17 protein-coding genes are annotated in these 19,151 nt (G+C 66.2%); 6 read left to right on the forward strand and 11 right to left on the reverse strand.

Annotated elements, in window-relative coordinates; genetic code table 11:
• Positions 1-209: 209 nt before the first annotated feature.
• Complete coding sequence (locus AAA969_RS08430) at positions 210-1,490, reverse strand: NupC/NupG family nucleoside CNT transporter (RefSeq protein ID WP_338245573.1); 1,281 nt, start codon at positions 1,488-1,490, stop codon at positions 210-212.
• A gap of 96 nt (positions 1,491-1,586) precedes the next feature.
• Here AAA969_RS08430 and AAA969_RS08435 point away from each other — a divergent pair, with 96 nt between their 5' ends.
• Positions 1,587-1,799, forward strand: coding sequence for a DUF1289 domain-containing protein (locus AAA969_RS08435; protein WP_338245575.1), 213 nt, complete (start codon positions 1,587-1,589; stop codon positions 1,797-1,799).
• On the forward strand, positions 1,796-2,512 hold the full coding sequence (locus AAA969_RS08440; protein WP_338245577.1) for a retropepsin-like aspartic protease family protein: 717 nt from the start codon (positions 1,796-1,798) through the stop codon (positions 2,510-2,512). Before AAA969_RS08435 ends, AAA969_RS08440 begins: the two co-directional genes overlap by 4 nt.
• Position 2,513: 1 nt before the next feature.
• On the opposite strand, the gene AAA969_RS08445 is transcribed toward AAA969_RS08440, so the two are convergent.
• Together AAA969_RS08445 and dusA are read right to left on the reverse strand one after the other, a co-directional pair.
• Positions 2,514-3,332 (reverse strand): sulfite exporter TauE/SafE family protein, encoded by an 819-nt coding sequence (locus tag AAA969_RS08445; RefSeq protein ID WP_338245579.1) that lies wholly within the window; start codon positions 3,330-3,332, stop codon positions 2,514-2,516.
• The gene (dusA, locus tag AAA969_RS08450; RefSeq protein ID WP_338245581.1) at positions 3,332-4,327 is read right to left on the reverse strand and encodes a tRNA dihydrouridine(20/20a) synthase DusA; all 996 of its coding nucleotides are present in this window, start codon (positions 4,325-4,327) and stop codon (positions 3,332-3,334) included. The genes AAA969_RS08445 and dusA overlap by 1 nt, the downstream gene beginning before the upstream one ends.
• A gap of 132 nt (positions 4,328-4,459) precedes the next feature.
• On the opposite strand from dusA, the gene AAA969_RS08455 reads away from it, so the two are divergent.
• From AAA969_RS08455 to AAA969_RS15090, 4 genes are all read left to right on the forward strand, one after another.
• A complete protein-coding gene (locus AAA969_RS08455) occupies positions 4,460-5,011 on the forward strand; it encodes a hypothetical protein (protein WP_338245582.1) in 552 nt (183 codons plus the stop codon).
• 76 nt (positions 5,012-5,087) lie between these two features.
• The gene (locus AAA969_RS08460) at positions 5,088-6,653 is read left to right on the forward strand and encodes an EAL domain-containing protein (RefSeq protein ID WP_338245583.1); all 1,566 of its coding nucleotides are present in this window, start codon (positions 5,088-5,090) and stop codon (positions 6,651-6,653) included.
• A gap of 35 nt (positions 6,654-6,688) precedes the next feature.
• Positions 6,689-7,240 carry a response regulator gene (locus tag AAA969_RS08465; protein ID WP_338245584.1) on the forward strand — a complete coding sequence of 184 codons (552 nt, stop codon included), beginning with the start codon at positions 6,689-6,691 and terminating at the stop codon, positions 7,238-7,240.
• Positions 7,241-8,309: 1,069 nt separating this feature from the next.
• Complete coding sequence (locus AAA969_RS15090; protein ID WP_425325047.1) at positions 8,310-10,085, forward strand: PAS domain-containing sensor histidine kinase; 1,776 nt, start codon at positions 8,310-8,312, stop codon at positions 10,083-10,085.
• A gap of 6 nt (positions 10,086-10,091) precedes the next feature.
• Here the strand turns inward: AAA969_RS15090 and AAA969_RS08475 are convergent, their stop codons facing one another.
• From AAA969_RS08475 to AAA969_RS08510, 8 genes are all read right to left on the reverse strand, one after another.
• The gene (locus AAA969_RS08475) at positions 10,092-10,712 is read right to left on the reverse strand and encodes a periplasmic heavy metal sensor (RefSeq protein ID WP_338245586.1); all 621 of its coding nucleotides are present in this window, start codon (positions 10,710-10,712) and stop codon (positions 10,092-10,094) included.
• The gene (locus tag AAA969_RS08480) at positions 10,709-11,116 is read right to left on the reverse strand and encodes a hypothetical protein (RefSeq protein WP_338245587.1); all 408 of its coding nucleotides are present in this window, start codon (positions 11,114-11,116) and stop codon (positions 10,709-10,711) included. The genes AAA969_RS08475 and AAA969_RS08480 overlap by 4 nt, the downstream gene beginning before the upstream one ends.
• Positions 11,113-11,823, reverse strand: coding sequence for an RNA polymerase sigma factor (locus AAA969_RS08485; RefSeq protein WP_338245588.1), 711 nt, complete (start codon positions 11,821-11,823; stop codon positions 11,113-11,115). Before AAA969_RS08485 ends, AAA969_RS08480 begins: the two co-directional genes overlap by 4 nt.
• Positions 11,824-11,852: 29 nt before the next feature.
• Positions 11,853-12,446 carry a hypothetical protein gene (locus tag AAA969_RS08490; protein WP_338245589.1) on the reverse strand — a complete coding sequence of 198 codons (594 nt, stop codon included), beginning with the start codon at positions 12,444-12,446 and terminating at the stop codon, positions 11,853-11,855.
• A gap of 81 nt (positions 12,447-12,527) precedes the next feature.
• Positions 12,528-15,413 (reverse strand): bifunctional [glutamine synthetase] adenylyltransferase/[glutamine synthetase]-adenylyl-L-tyrosine phosphorylase, encoded by a 2,886-nt coding sequence (locus tag AAA969_RS08495; RefSeq protein WP_338245590.1) that lies wholly within the window; start codon positions 15,411-15,413, stop codon positions 12,528-12,530.
• Positions 15,414-15,478: 65 nt separating this feature from the next.
• The gene (locus AAA969_RS08500) at positions 15,479-16,915 is read right to left on the reverse strand and encodes a sensor histidine kinase (RefSeq protein WP_338245591.1); all 1,437 of its coding nucleotides are present in this window, start codon (positions 16,913-16,915) and stop codon (positions 15,479-15,481) included.
• A 6-nt stretch (positions 16,916-16,921) separates the two neighbouring features.
• Complete coding sequence (locus AAA969_RS08505; protein WP_338245592.1) at positions 16,922-17,593, reverse strand: response regulator transcription factor; 672 nt, start codon at positions 17,591-17,593, stop codon at positions 16,922-16,924.
• 17 nt (positions 17,594-17,610) lie between these two features.
• Positions 17,611-19,122, reverse strand: a complete 1,512-nt coding sequence (locus AAA969_RS08510; protein ID WP_338245593.1) for a Do family serine endopeptidase — start codon at positions 19,120-19,122, stop codon at positions 17,611-17,613.
• Positions 19,123-19,151: the final 29 nt, after the last annotated feature.

Consider the following 19,151-nt stretch of genomic DNA (forward strand, 5'->3'; position numbering starts at 1 on the left):
GACAAGGGCGCGCGCCCGGCGTCCGGATCAGAATGGCCATGCGACAATCTCCCGCGTCTTCACCCATGGGCGCCGCCCCCTTTCGGCAGGCGCCTGCGAAAGAATTGACATACAGGATGACACAACACAAGAGCCGGAGGCTCGGCTCAGGAAAACAGTCAGCAATGGCCGGTAATCCGGGACGCGCATCGCACAGTCCGCATTTGTCCCTACCCGAACAGGCCCTGCGGCAGCACACCGATCGCGGCGCCTGTCATCAGCGTGGCCAGCGTGCCGGAGATCAGCGCCTTTGGCGCCAGCTGGAGGATGTCCTCGCGGCGCGACGGCGCAATCGCGACGAGGCCGCCGGTCAGGATGCCGACCGAGGAGAAGTTGGCAAAGCCGCACAGGGCATAGGTCATGATCAGGCTGGTGCGCGGGGACAGCTCATCGCCGATCTGGGCCAGGCGGTCATAGGCATAGACCTCGTTGAGCGCCGTCTTGAGGCCCATCAGCGAGCCGGCCTGGGTCGCCTCGGCCCACGGCACGCCGGCCAGCCAGACGATGGGCGCAAACAGCCAGCCGAGGATGCGGTCGACCGACAGGGCGCCGCCGAACACGTCCGGGAAGAGACCCAGCATGACGTTCAAGAGGGCGACCAGGGCGGTGAAGACCAGCAGCATGAAGATGATGTTGAAATAAAGCCGCATCCCGTCCGACACGCCGGTGGTCAGCGCGTCCATCGAGGAATGATAGATCTGGGTCGGGACTTTTTCCTTGGCCTCGGCCTCGGGCGTCATCGGCTCGGCCGGCATCATCAGACGCGATAGCAGGACCGCGGCAGGGACCGAGATCAGCGAGGCGGTGAAGATATGGCCCGCCGCACCGTCAATGATGCCGGAAAGCTGGGAGACATAGAGCGCCATCACCGAGCCGGCGACGGTGGAAAAGCCGACGGTCATGATCAAAAAGAGGTCGGAACGGCTCATGTCGGGCAGGCGCGGCCGGATAAGGACCGGGCTCTCGGTCATGCCGAGAAAGATATTCGCCGCCGCGCCAAGGCTCGCCGAGCCGGACAGGTTGAGCAGACGCTGGAAGGCGAAAGCGAAACCGCGCACCAGAACCTCCAGGATCCGCCAGCGCCACAACAGCGCAGACAGGGCCGACAGGACAATGACCATCGGCAGGGCCTGGAAAGCGAAGAGGAAGGTGCCGCCCGCCGTTTCGGGATTGATCTCGAACGGCATGGCACCGCCGGCGAGATAGCCGAAGACGAATTGCGCGCCCTCATTGGTCACCGCCTGCAGCACGGCGACAACACCGGTCAGCGATTGCAGGAAGGCGCGGAACGGGGCGACCGTATAGAGCAGGGTCGCGATCACCAGCTGCAGGCCAATCGCTCCGAGCAGGAGAATGACCGGCAGGCGCTTGCGCGGACCCAGCAACCAGGCGAGGCCAGCCAGCAGGAAGAGGCCGACAAAGCTGCGCCCCTGCAGCAGAAGATCATCCATGAAACGCCCCACCCGGTGAAAGCGGGACCATATTCTGCCCGCCCCCGCCGCTGCAAGCACTTGCCTCAACGGGCGGGCCGCGAAATGCTGCGGCGCATGACGCTTGCGACCTCCAAACCCCCGATCGACACACCGTGTGTGAAAGTCTGCTTCGTTGATCCGAAAGCACAATTATGCGTCGGCTGCTTCCGTACGCTGGAAGAGCTGGGCCGCTGGACCCGTTACAGCGATGCCGAGCGCACGGCGGTCATGGACGCCCTGCCGGCCCGCGAAGCGGCCTACCAGGCCGGGCGAGGCGCAACCCGATGAGAGCCCTCATCATGCGCATGGCCCTGCCCGCCCTCGTGCTGGCCATTGCCCTGATGGGCCTGCGACTGGCCACATGGGCACTCTGGGTCGATCTGCCGCCCGGACCGAGAACCGCCTTCATGGTAGTTGTGCTGGCCCTGCTGGCGCTGGCCCTGACCGGCTCGGCCATTGCCCCGGACGGCGCGCGACACCGCAGCCTGATCGCCTGGGTCACCATCTCGGCCTCGGTCGGCGGCGTGACCATTCTCAACCGGGATTATGCGGACTGGCAATATCAGCGCATCTGGGGCGCCGCCCCGAGCGAGAGCGCGCTGCAGCGCTCGCCCCGCAGCGCCGTTCAGCTCACCGATGGCGCCATTGTGCTCGAGCGGCAATTCAACGGTCACTTCTATATCGATAGCGAGATCAATGGCTCGGCCGTCAATTTCCTGATCGACACCGGCGCCACCGGCGTTGCGCTGGCCCCCGCCGACGCCCGCAATATCGGTATCCGCACCGACCAGCTCGATTTCGTGATCCAGGTCTCGACCGCCTCGGGACGGGCGATGGCGGCGCCGGTCACCATCCGCACCCTGGCCCTGCCCGGCCGCACCTTCCAGGACGTCCCGGCCCTGGTCATGCAGTCGGGCGATCAGTCGCTGCTGGGCATGACGGTGCTGGAGCGTTTCGAGGCCATCGAGATCCGCCGTGACCAGCTGGTGCTGCGTCCCTAGCTCAGCCCGCCGCCAGCCAGGCCTCACGCACCAGCATCACGCCGACAATCACCAGACCGACCGCAAAGCAGCGCTTGAGCGTCTTTTCCGGCAGGCTGTGGGCGAGCTTCGCACCGAGCGGGGCGACGAAGAAGGCGCTGCCGGCCAGCAGGGCAAAGCCCGGCAGGTTCACATAGCCAAGCGAATAGGGCACGGCGTCCTGGCCCCAGCCATTGGCGATGAAGCCGACCGCGCCCGGCAGGCCGATGGCGACGCCGAAGCCGGCCGCAGTCGCGACGGCCTTGTGGATCGTCTTGCCGCACAGCGTCATCAGGGTGACGCCGAACACGCCGCCGCCAATCCCCATCAGGGCCGAGAGAATGCCGATCGTCCCGCCCAGCCCCCAGCGCACAGGCCCGGATGGCATCTCGTCGGCGAGCCGCCAGTCGGGCCGACCGAAGAAGAATTGCGCCGACAGGATCACCGCCGTGACGCCGAACAGGCCAGTCAGGAAATTGCCCGGCAGAAGGTGGGCAATGCGCGAGCCGATCAGCGTGCCAAGCACGATCCAGGGCGCCCAGCCGCGCAGAACGGCGAAGTCGACAGCGCCGCGCTTGGCGTGGGCCGAGAGCGAACGGGCCGAGGTCGCAATGATCACCGCCAGCGAGGTGCCGACCGCAACCTGCATGATGCGCGGATCGTCATAGCCGAGGAATTGAAAGGCGAAGAACATTGCCGGCACCATGACGATGCCGCCACCAATGCCGAACAGGCCGGCGATCAGGCCGGCAAAGGCACCGGTCGCCGCCATGGCCGCGACCAGGATCCAGATATCGGCCATCAGGCAGCCTCTTCCCGCGACGGGATCGCCGCTTCAGCTTCATCGAGAACATCGAGACCGGCGCCGCTGCGCGTCGCCTTCTCGGACAGGATGCGGCGCCATTGCCGGGCGCCCGGCTCGCCGGCGAACAGGCCGAGCATGTGACGGGTGATATCGTGCAAGCGCCCTCCCGACCGGAGATGGGCGGCGATATAGGGGCGAAAGGCCGCCAGCGCTTCGGCGCGGGTGGCGACCGGGTCGCTCTCGCCAAAGACCGCACTGTCGGCACGGGCGAGAATCCACGGCGTGTGATAGGCCGCGCGACCGATCATCGCGCCATCCAGCGTCGCCGTCTCGGCGATCGCGTGCTCAAGGTCTTCCAGACCGCCATTGAGGATGATCTCGAGCGCCGGGCGCTCGGCCTTGAGGCGGCGCACGAGGTCATAGTCCAGCGGCGGGATGGAGCGGTTTTCCTTTGGGCTCAAACCTTTCAGCCAGGCCTTGCGGGCATGGACGGCGAAGCTGGCAATGCCCCGCGCCGCGACCGTATCGACCAGGGTAAACAGCGCCTCTTCCGGCTCCTGGTCGTCAACACCGATCCGGCATTTGACGGTCACCGGCACGCCGACCGCGTCCTGCATCGCCGCGACACAATCGGCGACCAGCTCGGGCTCCTGCATCAGACAGGCGCCGAACCGGCCTGACTGGACGCGGTCGGAGGGGCAGCCGACATTGAGATTGATCTCGGCATAGCCATAGTCTTCGGCAATGCGCGCGGCCCGGGCGAGATCGCCCGGCTCGGAGCCTCCCAACTGGATCGCCACCGGATGCTCGGCCGCATCGAAGCCGATCAGGCGCGGCGTGTCGCCATTGAGGATCGCCTTGTCGACCGCCATCTCGGTATAGAGCAGGGTGCGACGTGTCAGGACACGGTGAAACGCCCGGCAATGCCGGTCGGTCCAGTCCATCATCGGCGCCACGGAAAGGCGTCTGTCGATCGGTGCAGCGAGGCTCATGACGCGCGACATAGCCTGTGCGGCCCTTCCCGGCAACGCACGGCGCAGGTCATTGCCTCAAATCCCACCGGTTCCGTTCACCCGGTTTAAACGCGGACATGATTGTCTGGTCATGGCGAGGGAGATCGAGACATGGCCAAGGCACTCTTTCACAAGCACCAGCGGGTCTTTGTAGGCCCGGTGGGCACCTGGGCGCTGATCGAACAGGTCAAGCCGCACTGGGTGAAGGATGTCGAAGAGCCGATCCGGGTCACCTATGACTGCGGTCTGGGTCGCGACTTCACGACCGACGAACTCTCCGCCGAACAGGCCGACAGCGTCGAGGCCGGCCATTGGCGCGTCCTGCGTGCGAAGAACAAGTGGCAGACGATCGAGGAATGTGGCGGGCATCCCTTCCCCGGCACATTCCCGGTCGTCGTCACCGAGGCTATGGACTGGGGCGGCTGGCGCGTGCCCGCCGCTGAATATGACCGTGACCCGCACCGGATCGAAGCCCAGGCACGCCTGCTCGCGAACAGCCCCCGCCTGCTCGAGATTGCCGAGCAGCTCGCGGCGCTGGCCGGTGAGGATGGCGACTTGCCGCCCGCCCTTTCGGAACTCTCGCGACGCGCCGAAACCGTCCTCAAGGACATCAATACCAAGCCGGCCCGGCGGGGCGGTAGCGGACAATCGCGCGCGGCCTGATTTACCTCGAATTTTAAGCGCCTTCTAACGATTGGCGAATAGAACTGTTTCATCTGCGCACAAGAATGGAACACTCATGTCGCTGGTTGAGCAACGAAACCGCTTTCTCTCTTTCGCCTTTGCTGCGGCAGACATCCTCGTCGAGACTGACATCAACGGGCGCGTATCCTACGCCGCCGGAGCAGTCGCGGCGCTTGGCGAACCGCTGCTGAACGGAACCGGCGAGGATTTATCAAAGCGCTTTGACCGGACCTCCCGTCCGGTCTTCCAGGCCATCATGCACCGGATGAAGCCGGGGCGTCGTCTCGGTCCGGCGCGCGTTGCCATCGGCGGACGCGAGTGTCGCCTGAGCGGCTGGATGCTGGGCGATGATGACCGCATCCGCTGGAGCCTCTCCTACGAGTCCATTCATGCCCCCGAGGATCTGGATCCGCAGGTCTTCGAGCGCAGCGCCGAGCGTGCGATCGAACAGGCCCGCTCTACCGGTGTCGACATGGCAATGTCGGTTCTGCGCATTGATGCCGGCGATCCGCTCGACCGGCTGATCGGCGAGACACGTGCCGCGGCGGTCTACCAGTCCATTGCCGCCTCCTGCGCGCTCGCCGTCGGTGATGATGGTGTCGCCCGCCAGGTCGATGATGAACGCACCGCGCTCATCCATGCGCGGAATATCGATCTGGAAATCCTCCGGATCGAGGTCGAGGGCAGCCTGGCCGACGCCGGTCTGGAGACAGCCGAAGTCGTGATCGACTCGGTGTGTGACGCGCCCAACATCGAACCGAGCATCGCCGTGCAGGCTTTCCTCCACGCCATGAACGAGGCCGCCCAGAGCGACCGCGTGCTCGACATTGTCAGCCTGCAGGAAGTGGCCGAGGGCATGATGCGCGAGAACCAGCGCCGCATCAACGAACTACGCACCACCATCGCCGGCCGGGTCATCGAGCCTCATGCACAGCCCGTCGTCAACCTGGAGAGCGGTGAAATCCACCACTACGAATTACTGCTGCGCCTGCCGGGCGGCAAGCCGGTCCAGGACAGCGTCGGCTTTGCCGAAAGCACCGGCCTGATCTACGAGATCGACTACGCCATGACGGAAATCGCCGCCGCTTTCCTGCGCGATGATTTCGACCGTCCGGCCCTCGCCGTGAACCTGTCCGGCAAGTCCCTGACCAACATGGCGTGGAGCAAGCGCTTCCTCGCCTTGCTGGCCGACCTCAAGATCGACCGGTCGCGACTGAGTTTCGAGCTGACGGAAACCGCGATTATCTCGAACATCAAGGCCGCCAATGCCGTGATCCAGAAGATCCGCGAGCGCGGCCACGAGGTCTGCCTCGACGATTTCGGCTCCGGCTCGGCCGGCTTTCACTACCTGCGCGATTTCCCGGCCGATGTGGTCAAGATTGACGGCTTGTATATCAAGCGCTTCGAGGCCTCCCGGCGAGATGCCACCCTGCTCAAGGGCATGATCAATATCTGCCGCAGCATGGGTGCCCAGACGGTCGCCGAAATGATCGAGACCGAGAGCCAGGCGAAGGCGCTGAAGAGTTTTGGTGTGACCTATGGTCAGGGTTACTATTTCGGTAAGCCTGTGCCGCTAAGCTCCCTCAAGGACACCCGGAAGACAACCACGCGCGCCGCCTGATGGACTGCCGCGAGACTCGATAAGGTAGGCAGGTCATGGCCGTTGATTTCAGCCGTGTACGCGTTTTGATCGTCGATGATAACGGCTACATGCTGACAATCCTGCGGACGATCCTGCACGGGTTCGGCATCAAGCAGATCTTCGAATCGAAAGACCCGGCCGACGCCTTCGACATGGTGCGGTCGGACGCGGTCGACATCATCATCACCGACTACCAGATGGAGATCCTCGACGGGCTCGACTTTGTCCGCCTCGTGCGCACGGCCGATGACAGCCCGAACCCGCTGGTCCCGATCATCATGCTCAGTGCCTATTCCGAGCGATCCCGGGTGATGGCCGCGCGCGATGCCGGGATTACCGAATTCTGCGCCAAGCCGGTCACCGCGAAGGAAATGTTCTCCAAGATCGCCTCTGTCATCAACGAACCGCGCCCCTTCATCCGCAACAAGTCCTATTTCGGCCCCGACCGCCGTCGTGCCAGCCAGGAGGGCGCGACCTACGAGGGCCCGGAGCGGCGGAAATCGCGCCAGAAGGTCGACCCCGACGCTGCCGGCGCGGAGGCAGGCCCCGATGCCGGCGACGAATAGGCATCGACCCGGCCGGAAACCCCGCCTTGGCAGGTCGACACGGGCCCGCAATGCACCTTAGTTTGAAGCCATGAATCAGATGCGGTTCGATCACCGCCCGGCCAGTGACCGGGGGACACGCGACAGGGTTGCCAAAACCCCGTCCCGGGGACCGAAGAACCGCGACCGCAATCCGCCATCTGACAGCAAGACCAACAAGCGTGGCAGCGGTGCCTTGTGGATCATCATGGCGATGGTGCTGTTCACCCTCGCCTATGGCGGAATCCTACTGGTCAAGATCGAGCAGGAACGGGAAATCCTGATTACCGAGGCCGAGCGCTCTCAGGCCAATGCGGCCGGCTATCTGGCCGAGCGGGTCACCGCCCGCATCGCCGAAGCCCGCTTCGCCCTCGCCTTCGCGTCGGCAGACCTGCGCGATGCCAGCCCGCAGGCGGTCGAGGGCCTTGCCCGGGCCCGGCTGGCGGCCATCAGCGAATCCGAGCTGGTCGCGGACGTTGCGCTCCTCCTTCCCGGTGGCCAGGTGATCACTGACGGGACGGCAGTCGACGGCCTGCGCGAGATCGCCGGCGCCGCCCTCGATGCCCCGTCCGGCCTCACGGCCACGGTCAGCGACAATCAGGCCTATCTCGTTCTGGCTGTACCGACCCCGCTTGCGGACGGAACCGTCGGCGCGTTCGTCGCCCGCCTGAGTACAGAGACAGCCCTGCCCGATTGGGGCGATGATCGTGTGGTAGCGCTCGCCGATGCCAGCGGCGGCATGCTGGCAATCCGCCCCCGCATGCCCAGCGTCCGTGCCGGCACGCAGCTGGCCGAGCGCTTCGGCCTTCGCCCCGGCTATATTGACAACTTGGCTGCCGGCGGTGGCGGGGCAACCTCTGACGCCCGCTTCGGCGAGGAGCGCGTCACTTTCGCGGTGGCCCCCATCGCCGGCACCGAGCTACGCGTCTATGCACTCGGCGCGATGCGCATCAACCAGAGCGCCTGGTACCGCACGATCTCGTTTTACGGGCTGATGTTCATCGCCCCGATCTTTGTCGCACTGGGCCTGTGCGCCCTTGTCTTCATGCAGATGGGTCGGCTGCGCTCGACGCGCCAGCAGCTGGAAGACAATGAACAGCGCTTCCGCGTCGCCATTGAAGGCGCGCGCTGTGGTGTCTGGGACTGGAACCCGGAAGCCGACACGGTCTTCGTGACCGACAGCCTTGCCCGCATTCTCGGTCTCGAGGCCGCCATTGAATGCACGGGGCAGCAATTCCTGCAGCTGTTCTCCAAGCCCGACCGTGAACGCTTGCGGGCCGCAATGCGCGGTGCGCCGGCGGGTGCCGAAGTTGACCATGAAGTGCTCGCGGCCCGCTCACCGGTCTGGCTGCAAATGCGCGGCCGCATCCTGCCCGGCGGCGAAGCCAGCCACACCCGCATTGTCGGCGTGGCCATTGATGTCACCGAGCGCAAGGGCGCCCAGGCGCGCGTCGCGGCAGCCGAAAGCCGGCTGCGGGCGGCCCTCGAATCCATGTCCGAAAGCTTCGTGCTATGGGACAGCCGCCAACGCCTGGTCCTGTGGAACCGCAAATTCCGCGACCTGTTCGATTTCGCCGACGGCATGCTCAAGCCGGGCATGAGCTATGAGGCCGTGGAACAGGCCGCCGCGCGCGCCATCAAGACGGTTCATGGTGGCACCGACAGCAAGGTCGCCTACGAGATCGAGCTGTCGAACGGTCGCTGGCTGCACTACTCCGACCGCCCGACCGCCGATGGCGGTCTGGTCTCGGTTGGCGCCGACATCACCGACCTCAAGCATCACGAGGCGGCCCTGACCGAGAACGAGGCGCAGCTGCGCAAGACGGTCGATGACGTCAAACGCTCCCAGGCTCGCATCGCCGACCTGGCCAAGAAATATGAGGAAGAGAAGATCCGGGCCGAGGAAGCCAACCGCTCGAAGTCGGAATTCCTCGCCAATATGAGCCACGAGCTGCGCACCCCGCTCAACGCCATCAACGGCTTCTCCGAAATCATGATGCAGGAAATGTTCGGCCCGCTCGGGGACGATCGCTATGTCGGCTACATGAAAGACATCCTGTCCTCCGGCAAACACCTGCTCGAGCTGATCAACGACATTCTCGACATGTCCAAGATCGAGGCCGGCAAGATGCAGCTCCAGCCCGAGCCGACCGATGCCAGCGAGCTGGTCGAGCAGAGCATCCGCATTGTCCGCGGCCGGGCCGAGGAGAAGCGACTGAAGCTGCGCGCCGACGTTTCAGATCTGCCGGAAATCGAGGTCGATCCGCGCGCCTTCAAGCAGATCATGATCAACCTGGTCTCCAACGCGGTGAAGTTCACGCCCGAGGGCGGCCGGGTCACTGTGCGGGGCTTCCTGTCCGGCCTTGGCGTCGCCTTCCAGGTCTCTGACACCGGCATCGGGATCGCCAAGGAAGACCTGCCGCGTCTGGGTCGCCCCTTCGAGCAGATCGAAAGCCAGCACTCCAAGAGCTTCCAGGGCTCCGGCCTGGGCCTGGCGCTGTCGAAATCCCTGATCGAGCTTCACGGCGGCACCTTGTCGATCGACTCGACGCTCGGCGAAGGCACGACGGTGAGCATTGTGCTGCCGATCAGCCAGGATCAGCCGATTCCGCAGGACGCCATCCGCAAGGTCACCGGCACCGGCACCCACGCGGCATCGAGCGGCTCGCAGCGGCTCGATGAGCCGGATCTGTCCGAGATGGACACCCATGCCCCGCTTGGCGTCCCGGCTGCCCGGGCGGGCGGTCTCGAGAGCGATGACGGGTTCGAGGCCGACGATGAGTTCGTCGACGCCCGCACAAGCTCGCGCTTCGCGTCCGGCGAATAATCCCGCTTAACGATCAGGTCCGGGCGGAGGGCTGTCGCGACCGTCGTCCGGACGCGGCTCACCGGGACGACGCTCGCGTCCGAAACCCTCGCGCGGCGGTCCGCGACGGCTAAATCGTTCTCTGCCGATCCGCTCACGGCCGGCCTGCAGGGCAGCGGCCCGGGTCTCGGCATCAAGATCGGCAACAACATCCAGCACCACGGCCTCTATCCGGGCCTCGACCGCGCGCTGGCTTGTACGCATGCGCTCCATGGCGGCAGCGACCGCCTCGGCATCGAAATCCTCGGCCACCAGAAGCGTGTCCAGTTCGCGGCGCGCCTCGATGCTCTCGCGACCGCGTTCCCGTACATCCGCGAAGGTCTCGCGCAGACGTCGGCGCGCCTCATCGCGGGCCTCCGCCGGCAGGGCGTCGACGAAGCTGCGCAGGTCGAAGCCGGGACGACCGCCCGGCCCATCAGGGCTGCCCGGGCCGCCTCGGTTGCCGTGGCGCATCATCGCGGGGTCAGAGCCGTCACGCAGATGCCAGCGTGGACCGTCGGCCGTCCGATGGACGAGATAGCCCACCAGGGCACCATTGATCAGCACAGAGCCCACAAGGGCAATGATCCAGGGAAGCGCCGGTCTCATGCGTCCTCTCCCAACCAGTCGGTCCAGTCCTGCTCATAGCCGGTAAAGGCGTCGGCATAGATAGCGTCGCCGGTATCGCCGGGCACCGTCATGGCGCCACTGGCAAATCCGATGAAAGCGCCGACGAGGAGCGCGGCCGCGATGGCGGAAGGCGCCATCCAGGACGGCAGCGCCGGCACCGGCAATTGCGCAAGCAGGCGTCGCTCCAGCAGCGGCGAGGCACGCTCCGGCTCGATCAACTGGTCGAGCAGCGCGTCGAGGTCGCGCTCGGATTGCGCCGCATCGGCGATCAGGTCGGGATGGCCCAGCGCAAAGGCTTCGGCCTCGGCGCGCTCGTCCGCAGGCCAACGGGCCGGGTCGGCGCCATAAGCCTCGAGTATCTGGAAGAAGCGTTCATCAGTCATGATTGGTCACCGTAACGGGCGTCACCGCCCCGTGCATAGCCGGCAATGAGATCCGGAGCCTCGCCCAGAAGCAGGGCCTTGAGTTTGCGCCGGCCACGCGCCAGCAGGGATTCGAGGGCGTCGACGCTCACCGACATGATCTCGGCCGCCTCGATATTGGTCAGGTCCTGGAAGTGGACCAGTTCCAGCGCGTGGCGCTGGCGATCCGGTAGCTGGGCCACCGCCTCGGCGACCCGGTTGCCGCGTTCGGCCTCTTCCATCTGCGCATCCTGGCCCGGCGTGCTGTCGGCCCGCTCGGGGATGGCATCGGTCAGCACCTCGCGCCGCTTGCGCAGGCGGTCATAGCAAAGATTGAGCGCGATCTTGCAAACCCAGCTCGAGACCCGCGCCTGTCCCGACTGCCAGCGGCCGGCAGCCTTCCAGACGCGCAGGAAGGTTTCCTGGGCCACGTCCTCGGCTTCCATCGCATCGCCGAGCGTGCGCCGGGCGAGACCAAGGATGCGGGACATGTTGGCAGCCATCAGCTCGCGCGCCGCATCGCGATCACCGGCGCCAATGCGCGCCATCAGGCGATCCTCCGCAGCCCGGACCTCGGCAGGTGCCGGGGTCACGGGGCGCGGCGTTGCGGGTCTTGCTGCCAGCGCTGGCGGCCGTTCGCGGACACGACCCGACAAGGGTCCGGCATCAGCCGGTTCATCTGTCTTCATGCCGTGCCCGTCGAACATCGGCGAAACGCCTAGTTCCGCCACCAATGGCGACGATCCTGTCGCCGTTCAGCCGCGGCGTCCAGCTCGGCCGGCGTGATCTCACCGTCCTCGTCGGCATCGAGCATGGCGAAGAGGCGGTTCTCGCCACCGAGGAATTCGGCGCGGGAAATCCGGCCATCCTCATCGGCGTCGAAATGACGACCGGGCATGCCGCCCTCGGGACCACCCTCGGGGCCTTCACCGCCGCGACCGCGGCCACGACGACCCCAGCGACGACCTTCACCCTCATCGCCCGCGGCAGCCGCGTCATCCTGCATCCGAGCGCGCAGGCGCTGACGCACCGGAGACTGGTCCGCCTCGTCGAGATAGCCATCGGAATTGCGGTCCATCCAGGCGAACATTTCAGCCTGCAGACCATCGACTTCGGCACGGGTGATGGTGTTGTCGCCATTCGCGTCAGCGGCGCGCAACATCATCATGGCGCGCTCGGGTCCACCGGCACCGGGACCACCATGGCGATCGCCACCGCGGTGGTGACCGCCGGGTCCCTGGGCCTGGGCTGCGGCTCCCGCGAGCAGGAGGCAGGTCGCCCCCATCAATACAATCAGCTTGGAAGTTTTCATGACATTGTCCTTGTCGGTCTTGTCGTTCAGAGCCTCGCAGGAAGTAGAACGGTTCAGACCCGGACATCCGTCGCGGCGGCCTCACATTTTTCCGACGCGGCGCTGAAAGACGTCATGGACGGCGCTCATCTGTGTCTCGAGCATGGCTTCCAGCGCGCCGATTTCCCTGCAGCCACCCAGCTCGGCCAGCCTTGTCGCGAAACCGGTGCTGGCCTGGTCGGGGTCGAAGCCGGAGCCGTGGGCACAGCGGATCATCTGCAACACGCCCAGCTCCAGCTGCAGCGCATCGGTCAGTAGAGCGACCTCTTTCTCAGGCAGCACGCCCGCCGCCCCCAGCGCCGCCAGGGCCTCACTTGTCGAGGCGCGCAGCACATCCTTCTTGCCGGCATGGATGAGCTGGAGGGTCTGGGCGATGAACTCGATATCCTGCAGCCCCCCCGGCCGCGCCTTGAGGTCCCAAGCCGATTTGGGCGGCTTGGCCTCGGCAAGGCGCCGCCGCATGGACAGGGCATCCTCACGCACACCCTTCGCCTCGCGCGGTCGCCGCAGGGCCCGCTCGAACGAGGCTTCGACGGCCTGGGCCAGCGATCCGTCACCGGCAATGATCCGGGCCCGGGTCAGCGCCATCATCTCCCAGGTCCAGGCTTCATGCGGGTAATAGCTGTCGAAGCGCGACAGCGAGACGGCGACTGGCCCGGCCTTGCCGGACGGGCGCAATTGCATGTCGACGGTGTAGAGATCGCCCTCCTCGGTCGGGGCGGACAGGGCGCTGATCAGGCGCGTGGCGAACCGGCCGAACCAGGACGAGGCTGTCTCGTCACCATCATAGATGATCATGATGTCGAGATCGCTGTCGGCGGCAAGCTCGCGCCCACCCAGCTTGCCCATCCCGAGGATCACGCACTCGCCCGGCATGGGGCCGAAACGGCGCTCGGTCTCGTCCTGGGCCGCGCGGGCCATCAGGGCCAGACAGGCATCAGCCATCGCCGAGAACGCCATACCGGCAGCATGGGCGGTCGTGGTGCCCTTGAGGATCTGGGTGCCAATGCGAAAGCGCTCCTCGCGGGCGCGGCGGCGGGCGGTGTTGAGCGCTGCTTCATAACCGTCAGCGCGTGACAGCGCTTCACTCAGCACGGCGCGGAAACTGTCGGGTACGTCCTGGTCGAGCGGCACGGAAAAGCGCTCGTCCAGCATGGCATCGAGCAGGGCCGGTCGGCGGGCCAGGTCGGACGCCAGTCGCGGCGCCAGGGTCAGGATCCCGATCAGATCGGCGGCCAGCCCCGGCTCGTTGGACAGGAGAGAGAGCGGTTGCACCCCCATCGGCAGGTTCTCGAAGAAGGCGGCAAACCGCGTCATCGCGGCATCGGGCTCGCCGGTCGCCGCCATGCGATCGACCAGTTGCGGCGCGATACGGGCAAACAGGGTACGGGCGCGACTCGAGCGAACCGCCCTCACGCGCCCGGCCGCCCAGCCATTGAGCGTCGCCCACACGGCAGCGGGCTGCGAAAAGCCCAGCGTTTCAAGGGTGGTGATGGTGTCCGGCGTCGGCTCGACCCCGGTCAGGATCAGCGAGCCGGCCTCGGAGGCCAGCGCCTCGTCATTCTCGAACTGGTCCGAGAAATGACCATGCACCCGTTGCAGGCACGCCTCCACATCGGCCTCGAAGCCTGCAGGATCGGCATAGCCGGCAAGGGCGGCCAGATCGGCACGGGCCGCGGCATCCAGCGGTATGGTCTGGCTGGGCTCGTCCTGGCGCATCTGGATCCGGTGCTCCCAGCTGCGCAGGGCACAATAGTCGGCGGTCAGTGAGGCGTGGACGCTGGCCTCCACCGCGCCGACATGCTCCAGCGCCTGCAAGGCATCAAGGGTACCCGGGACCCGTACCCGTTCATCACGGCCGCCAAAGACGAGCTGCGGGATCTGGGCGTAGAATTCGATCTCGCGGATACCGCCGCGCCCGAGCTTGAGGTCATGCCCGGCCGGGCGGATCTCGGCCCGGCGACCGACGGTCTGGATCTGTCGGGCCAGCCCGCGGATATCGTCAATCGCCGCATAGTCCAGCGACCGCCGCCAGATGAAGGGCTGCATGAAGCCGAGGAAACGCGCGGCAGCCGCCGTGTCGCCGGCACTGGCCCGAGCCTTGATCCAGGCCGCGCGCTCCCAGGTCTGCCCCATGCCTTCGTAATAGTTCAGCGCTGCGTCGGTCGAGATAATGACCGGGGTCGCGCCCGGATCGGGCCGCAGGCGCAGATCAACGCGAAAGACATAGCCATCCGCGGTCACGTCCTGCAGCGACTTCACCACCGACTGGATCAGTCGCGGCAGGCGCTTTCGGGGCTCCTCGGTCTCGGGCAGCAACAGGGTTTCGGCGTCATAGACGGCGATCAGGTCGATATCGGAGGAGTAATTGAGATCACCCGTCCCCATCTTGCCCAGCGCAAGGATGATCACACCCGGGATCGGATTGTCCGGATCGGTGACGGGATGGGCCTTGCCCTGCCCGGCCAGAAAACGGACATGGGCGTGCAGCGCCGCCTGCAGGGCGGCATCGGCGACCCGGGTCATCGCCGCCGTGACAGCGCGGACATCCCAGACGCCGGCGAGGTCAGCGAGCGCGGTGACGAGATGGGCGTCACTCTTCGCCTCACGCAAAGCGGTATCGAGCGCTGCCGCATCCGGGGCCCCCGCTCCGGCGATCCGAAGATTGTCGATCGCCATCGCAATCAGACGGTCCGGCGTCTCGATGAGACAGGCTTGCAGGGTATCGGGCCGACGCTGGGACAGACGCGCGAGATAGGGAGCGGCCGCGAAGACCGTGTCGAGAAAGCCGGCGACCGGGCCGAGACTCGCCCGGACCGCATCCGGCAGGGATGCCAGCACATGGGCGGCCGCGCCGGGCTGGCGCCCCGGGAGGGGCGCGGTTCCGGCAGGAAGGGTCGGGGTCAGTGGCTGCGCGGGATCTGTCATGTCGACAAACTGGTCTGATCCGGCCCGGACGGGAAGCCGCGCACGCGCAAAATCCGGTCGTTGCCTCAGTCAGGCTTGGCCGGCGCCTTGGGAAAGCACAGCGAGGCGCGCAGGCCGGGGCCGTGTCCGCCCTCGACCACGCCTGGCCCTTCGGTCAGCTCGAACTGGCCGTTATGGACATCGACGATGGCCTGGACGAGCGACAGTCCGAGCCCGGAGCCCGGCTTGGTGCGGGAATTGTCCAGCCGGACGAAACGCTGGGTCACACGCTCGCGATCCGTGTCAGGGATGCCCGGGCCGGTATCGGTTACCGAGAACTCGATCTTGCCCTCGCCCGTTTCGCGCAAGCGCAGGGTCACCGCGCCGCCGGACGGCGTGTACTTGACCGCATTGTCGAGGATGTTGGCGAGAGCCTGGGAGAGCAGGCCGCGATCACCGAGCATTGTCAGACCGGACTGGATCTCGCTGGCGAAGGCCAGGCCCTCATCCTCGCACACCGGCTCATAGAGCTCGGCCAGATCAGCCGCGATGTCAGCGGGATCGAGGCGCCCGATCGAGGCCCGGCTCTCACCGGCCTCGAGCCGGGACAGCGACAGGATCGCGTTGAAAATGCCCAGGAGCTCGTCGGTATCGGCGACTGCCCGTTCCAGGGCCTGCTCGCGGGAGGCGCGATCACCATCCTCGCGCAGGGCTTCGTCGAGCCGGTTGCGCATACGGGTGAGCGGCGTGCGCAGGTCATGGGCGATACTATCGCCGGTATGACGCATGCGATGCATCAGCGCCTCGACCCGGTCGAGCATGTTGTTGAAGTTTTCCGACAGCTCGTCGAGCTCGTCGCCGGTGAAATTTCGCGGCGCCCGTGGTTGCAGGTCGCCGGCCTTCACGCGCCGGGCCACCGTGTTGATGCGGTCGAGACGGCGTACGAAGCGGCGACTGACGAAAATGCCCGCCGCCACACCCAGCGCCAGCGCCAGCGCCGAGGCCGCAAGGATGGTATTGAGCATGCGCGAGACGAGGCGCGTTTCCTCGTCGACATCGAGGCCGACATAAAGACGATAGCCCGAGGGCAGATCGATGATACGACCGCGCGCGGTGCGGTCATCCTTGCCGTCGGCGTCGTCGCGGTCGCCGGCAGCGGGCCGGCGATAGGTGAACTGGACGCGGCCCTCATCATCGGGCTGCACGTCCGGCAAATAGGTCAGGTTCCCGGACAGGCTGCGCCCGGTCGGGTGGACCAGCAGATAAAGGTAGTCCGCGCCGCCGCCGACCGTGCGTTCGAGAATGTAACGATTGACGGTGCGGATGCCGCCAGCCTGAAAACTGGCGTCGAGCGCCTCGACTTCCTCATTGATTGCCGAGTCGGCCCGGCGCAGCACCATGCCGGCCGAGGCCGCATAGACGAAGCCCAGCGTCACGAAGCTCGACAAGGCGAACAGGGCCGCCGACAGAAGCGTCTGCCGGAAGGCCGTTGTTCTCAGGAAGGCAGCCCCACGCGCCTGCATGCCCGATCAGGCCTGCAGGCGGTAACCGGCCCCGCGCACCGTGTGCAGCAGCGAGCGCGGGAAGGGTTTGTCGATCTTCGAGCGCAGGCGGGAGATATGCACGTCGATTACATTGGTCTGGGGGTCGAAATGATAGTCCCAGACCTTTTCCAGCAGCATGGTGCGGGTCACGACCTGGCCGGAATGCTTCATGAGGAATTCCAGCAGGCGGAATTCGCGCGGCTGAAGCAGGATGTCCTCGCCCTCGCGCACGACGGTGCGGGCGAGCAGGTCCATCTCCAGATCACCGACCACCAGCTTGGTGCGAACCGTGTCCGGATCGCGGCGGCGGGCCAGCGCTTCAACGCGGGCCAGCAGCTCGGCAAAGGCATAGGGCTTGACCAGATAGTCATCACCACCGGCCTTCAGGCCCTCGACGCGGTCATCGACCTCGCCAAGGGCGGAGAGAATGAGGACCGGGGTGCGATCATCATCACCGCGCAGCGCGGCGACCATCGACAGGCCATCCATGCGCGGCATCATGCGGTCGACGACCAGCACGTCGTATTCCGCTGCACGGGCCATTTCCAGACCTTCTTCGCCGTCGCCGGCATGATCGGCCACATGCCCGCTTTCGCGGAGGCCCTTGCGGATATAGCTGGCCGCTTCGCGGTCGTCTTCAACGATCAGAATACGCACCCCGATCTCCTCTTTCTCTAGTCGGCAGAGCCGAGTTGCAGAGCGACATAGCGTTGACCGCCCCGTCCCTCGACCAGCAGCAGAATGGCGCTGCGACCGTCTTCGCGAGCCTCGTCCGCAATGCTGCGGAGTTGCTCGGCACTGGTCACCGCATTACCGCCGGCTTCCAGGATGACATCACCGGTCTGGACCCCCTTGCGGGCGGCCTCGCTGCCGGGTTCAAGTTCGTCGACCACGACACCCTGGACGTTCGGCCCCAGACCGCGGACCTCGCGGTCCTCGTCAGCCAGAGGCGCCAGGGACATGCCGAACACCGCGGTCCGGACCGGCGCCTGGTCGACACTGCTCATGTTGGCCAGTTGCTGCTCGCCCGGGCGATCACCGAGGGTCGCGCGGATGGTACGCTCACGCCCGTCCCGCAGAACCAGGAAGCGGACATCGTCACCGGCCGCGACATTGCCGACGCGGCGGGTCAGATCGCGGGAACCGTCAACCGTCTCGCCGTCGATCTCGAGCACGACATCCTCGCGTTCGAAACCGGCCTGGTCGGCCGGACCGCCCTCGACAATGGAGCTGATGATGGCGCCGCGCGGCTCGTCGAGACCGAGTGCCTCGGCAATATCCTCTGTGACGTTCTGGATCGACACGCCGAGCCAGCCGCGAGCGACGCGGCCGTCATCGCGCAGGTCGGCGACGATGCGCGCGGCGATGTCGGAGGGAATGGCAAAGCCGATGCCGACATTGCCGCCGGTCGGCGAGAAGATCTGCGAGTTCACGCCGATCACATTGCCCGCCAGGTCGAAGGTCGGACCGCCGGAATTGCCGCGGTTGATCGGGGCGTCGACCTGGATGAAGTCGTTATAGGTGGAGTTGCCGATCGGGCGGCCGATGGCCGAGATGATGCCGGCGGTCGCGGTGCCGCCAAGGCCGAACGGATTGCCGACGGCCACGACCCAGTCCCCGACGCGGTAATGCGGCGTCTCTTCGAGACGAACGAAGGGGAAGTCGATATCCGCATCGACCTTCAGCAGGGCGAGATCGGTCTGCGGGTCGGTACCGATGATGCGGGCCGGGTATTCCTCGCCCTCGGACGTGCCGATGGTAATCTCGTCAGCGCCGGCGACCACGTGATTATTGGTGACGATATAGCCCTCGGCGGAGATGAAGAAGCCCGAACCGAGCGATTGTCGCGGCTGTGGTTGCGGACGCTGGCCACCGAACTGGCGCTCCATCCACTCGCGCATTTGCGGCGGCAGATTGTCGAGGTCCGGACCGCCTTCGCCGAGCGGCGATTCCGGGGTGGAGCTATTGACCTGTACGGTGACAACCGACGGGCTGACACTTTCGATGAGATCGGCAAAGGACATCGGCGCGCCAGCCGGTATGGCGGCGGACAACCGGTGTTCGTCTGCCGACTGGAAGGCGTGAGCCTCTCCCATCGAACGATCCAGAAGAGTTCCTGCGGCCAGTGCGGAGAGCACCAGGAGCGAGACACCGCCGAGGCGGCGCATGCGATCAACCGAAATCATGAGTATCGACGACCTTTCCGTTGCGATTG

The organism is Maricaulis maris, assembly GCF_036322705.1.
Lineage (GTDB): Bacteria > Pseudomonadota > Alphaproteobacteria > Caulobacterales > Maricaulaceae > Maricaulis > Maricaulis maris_B.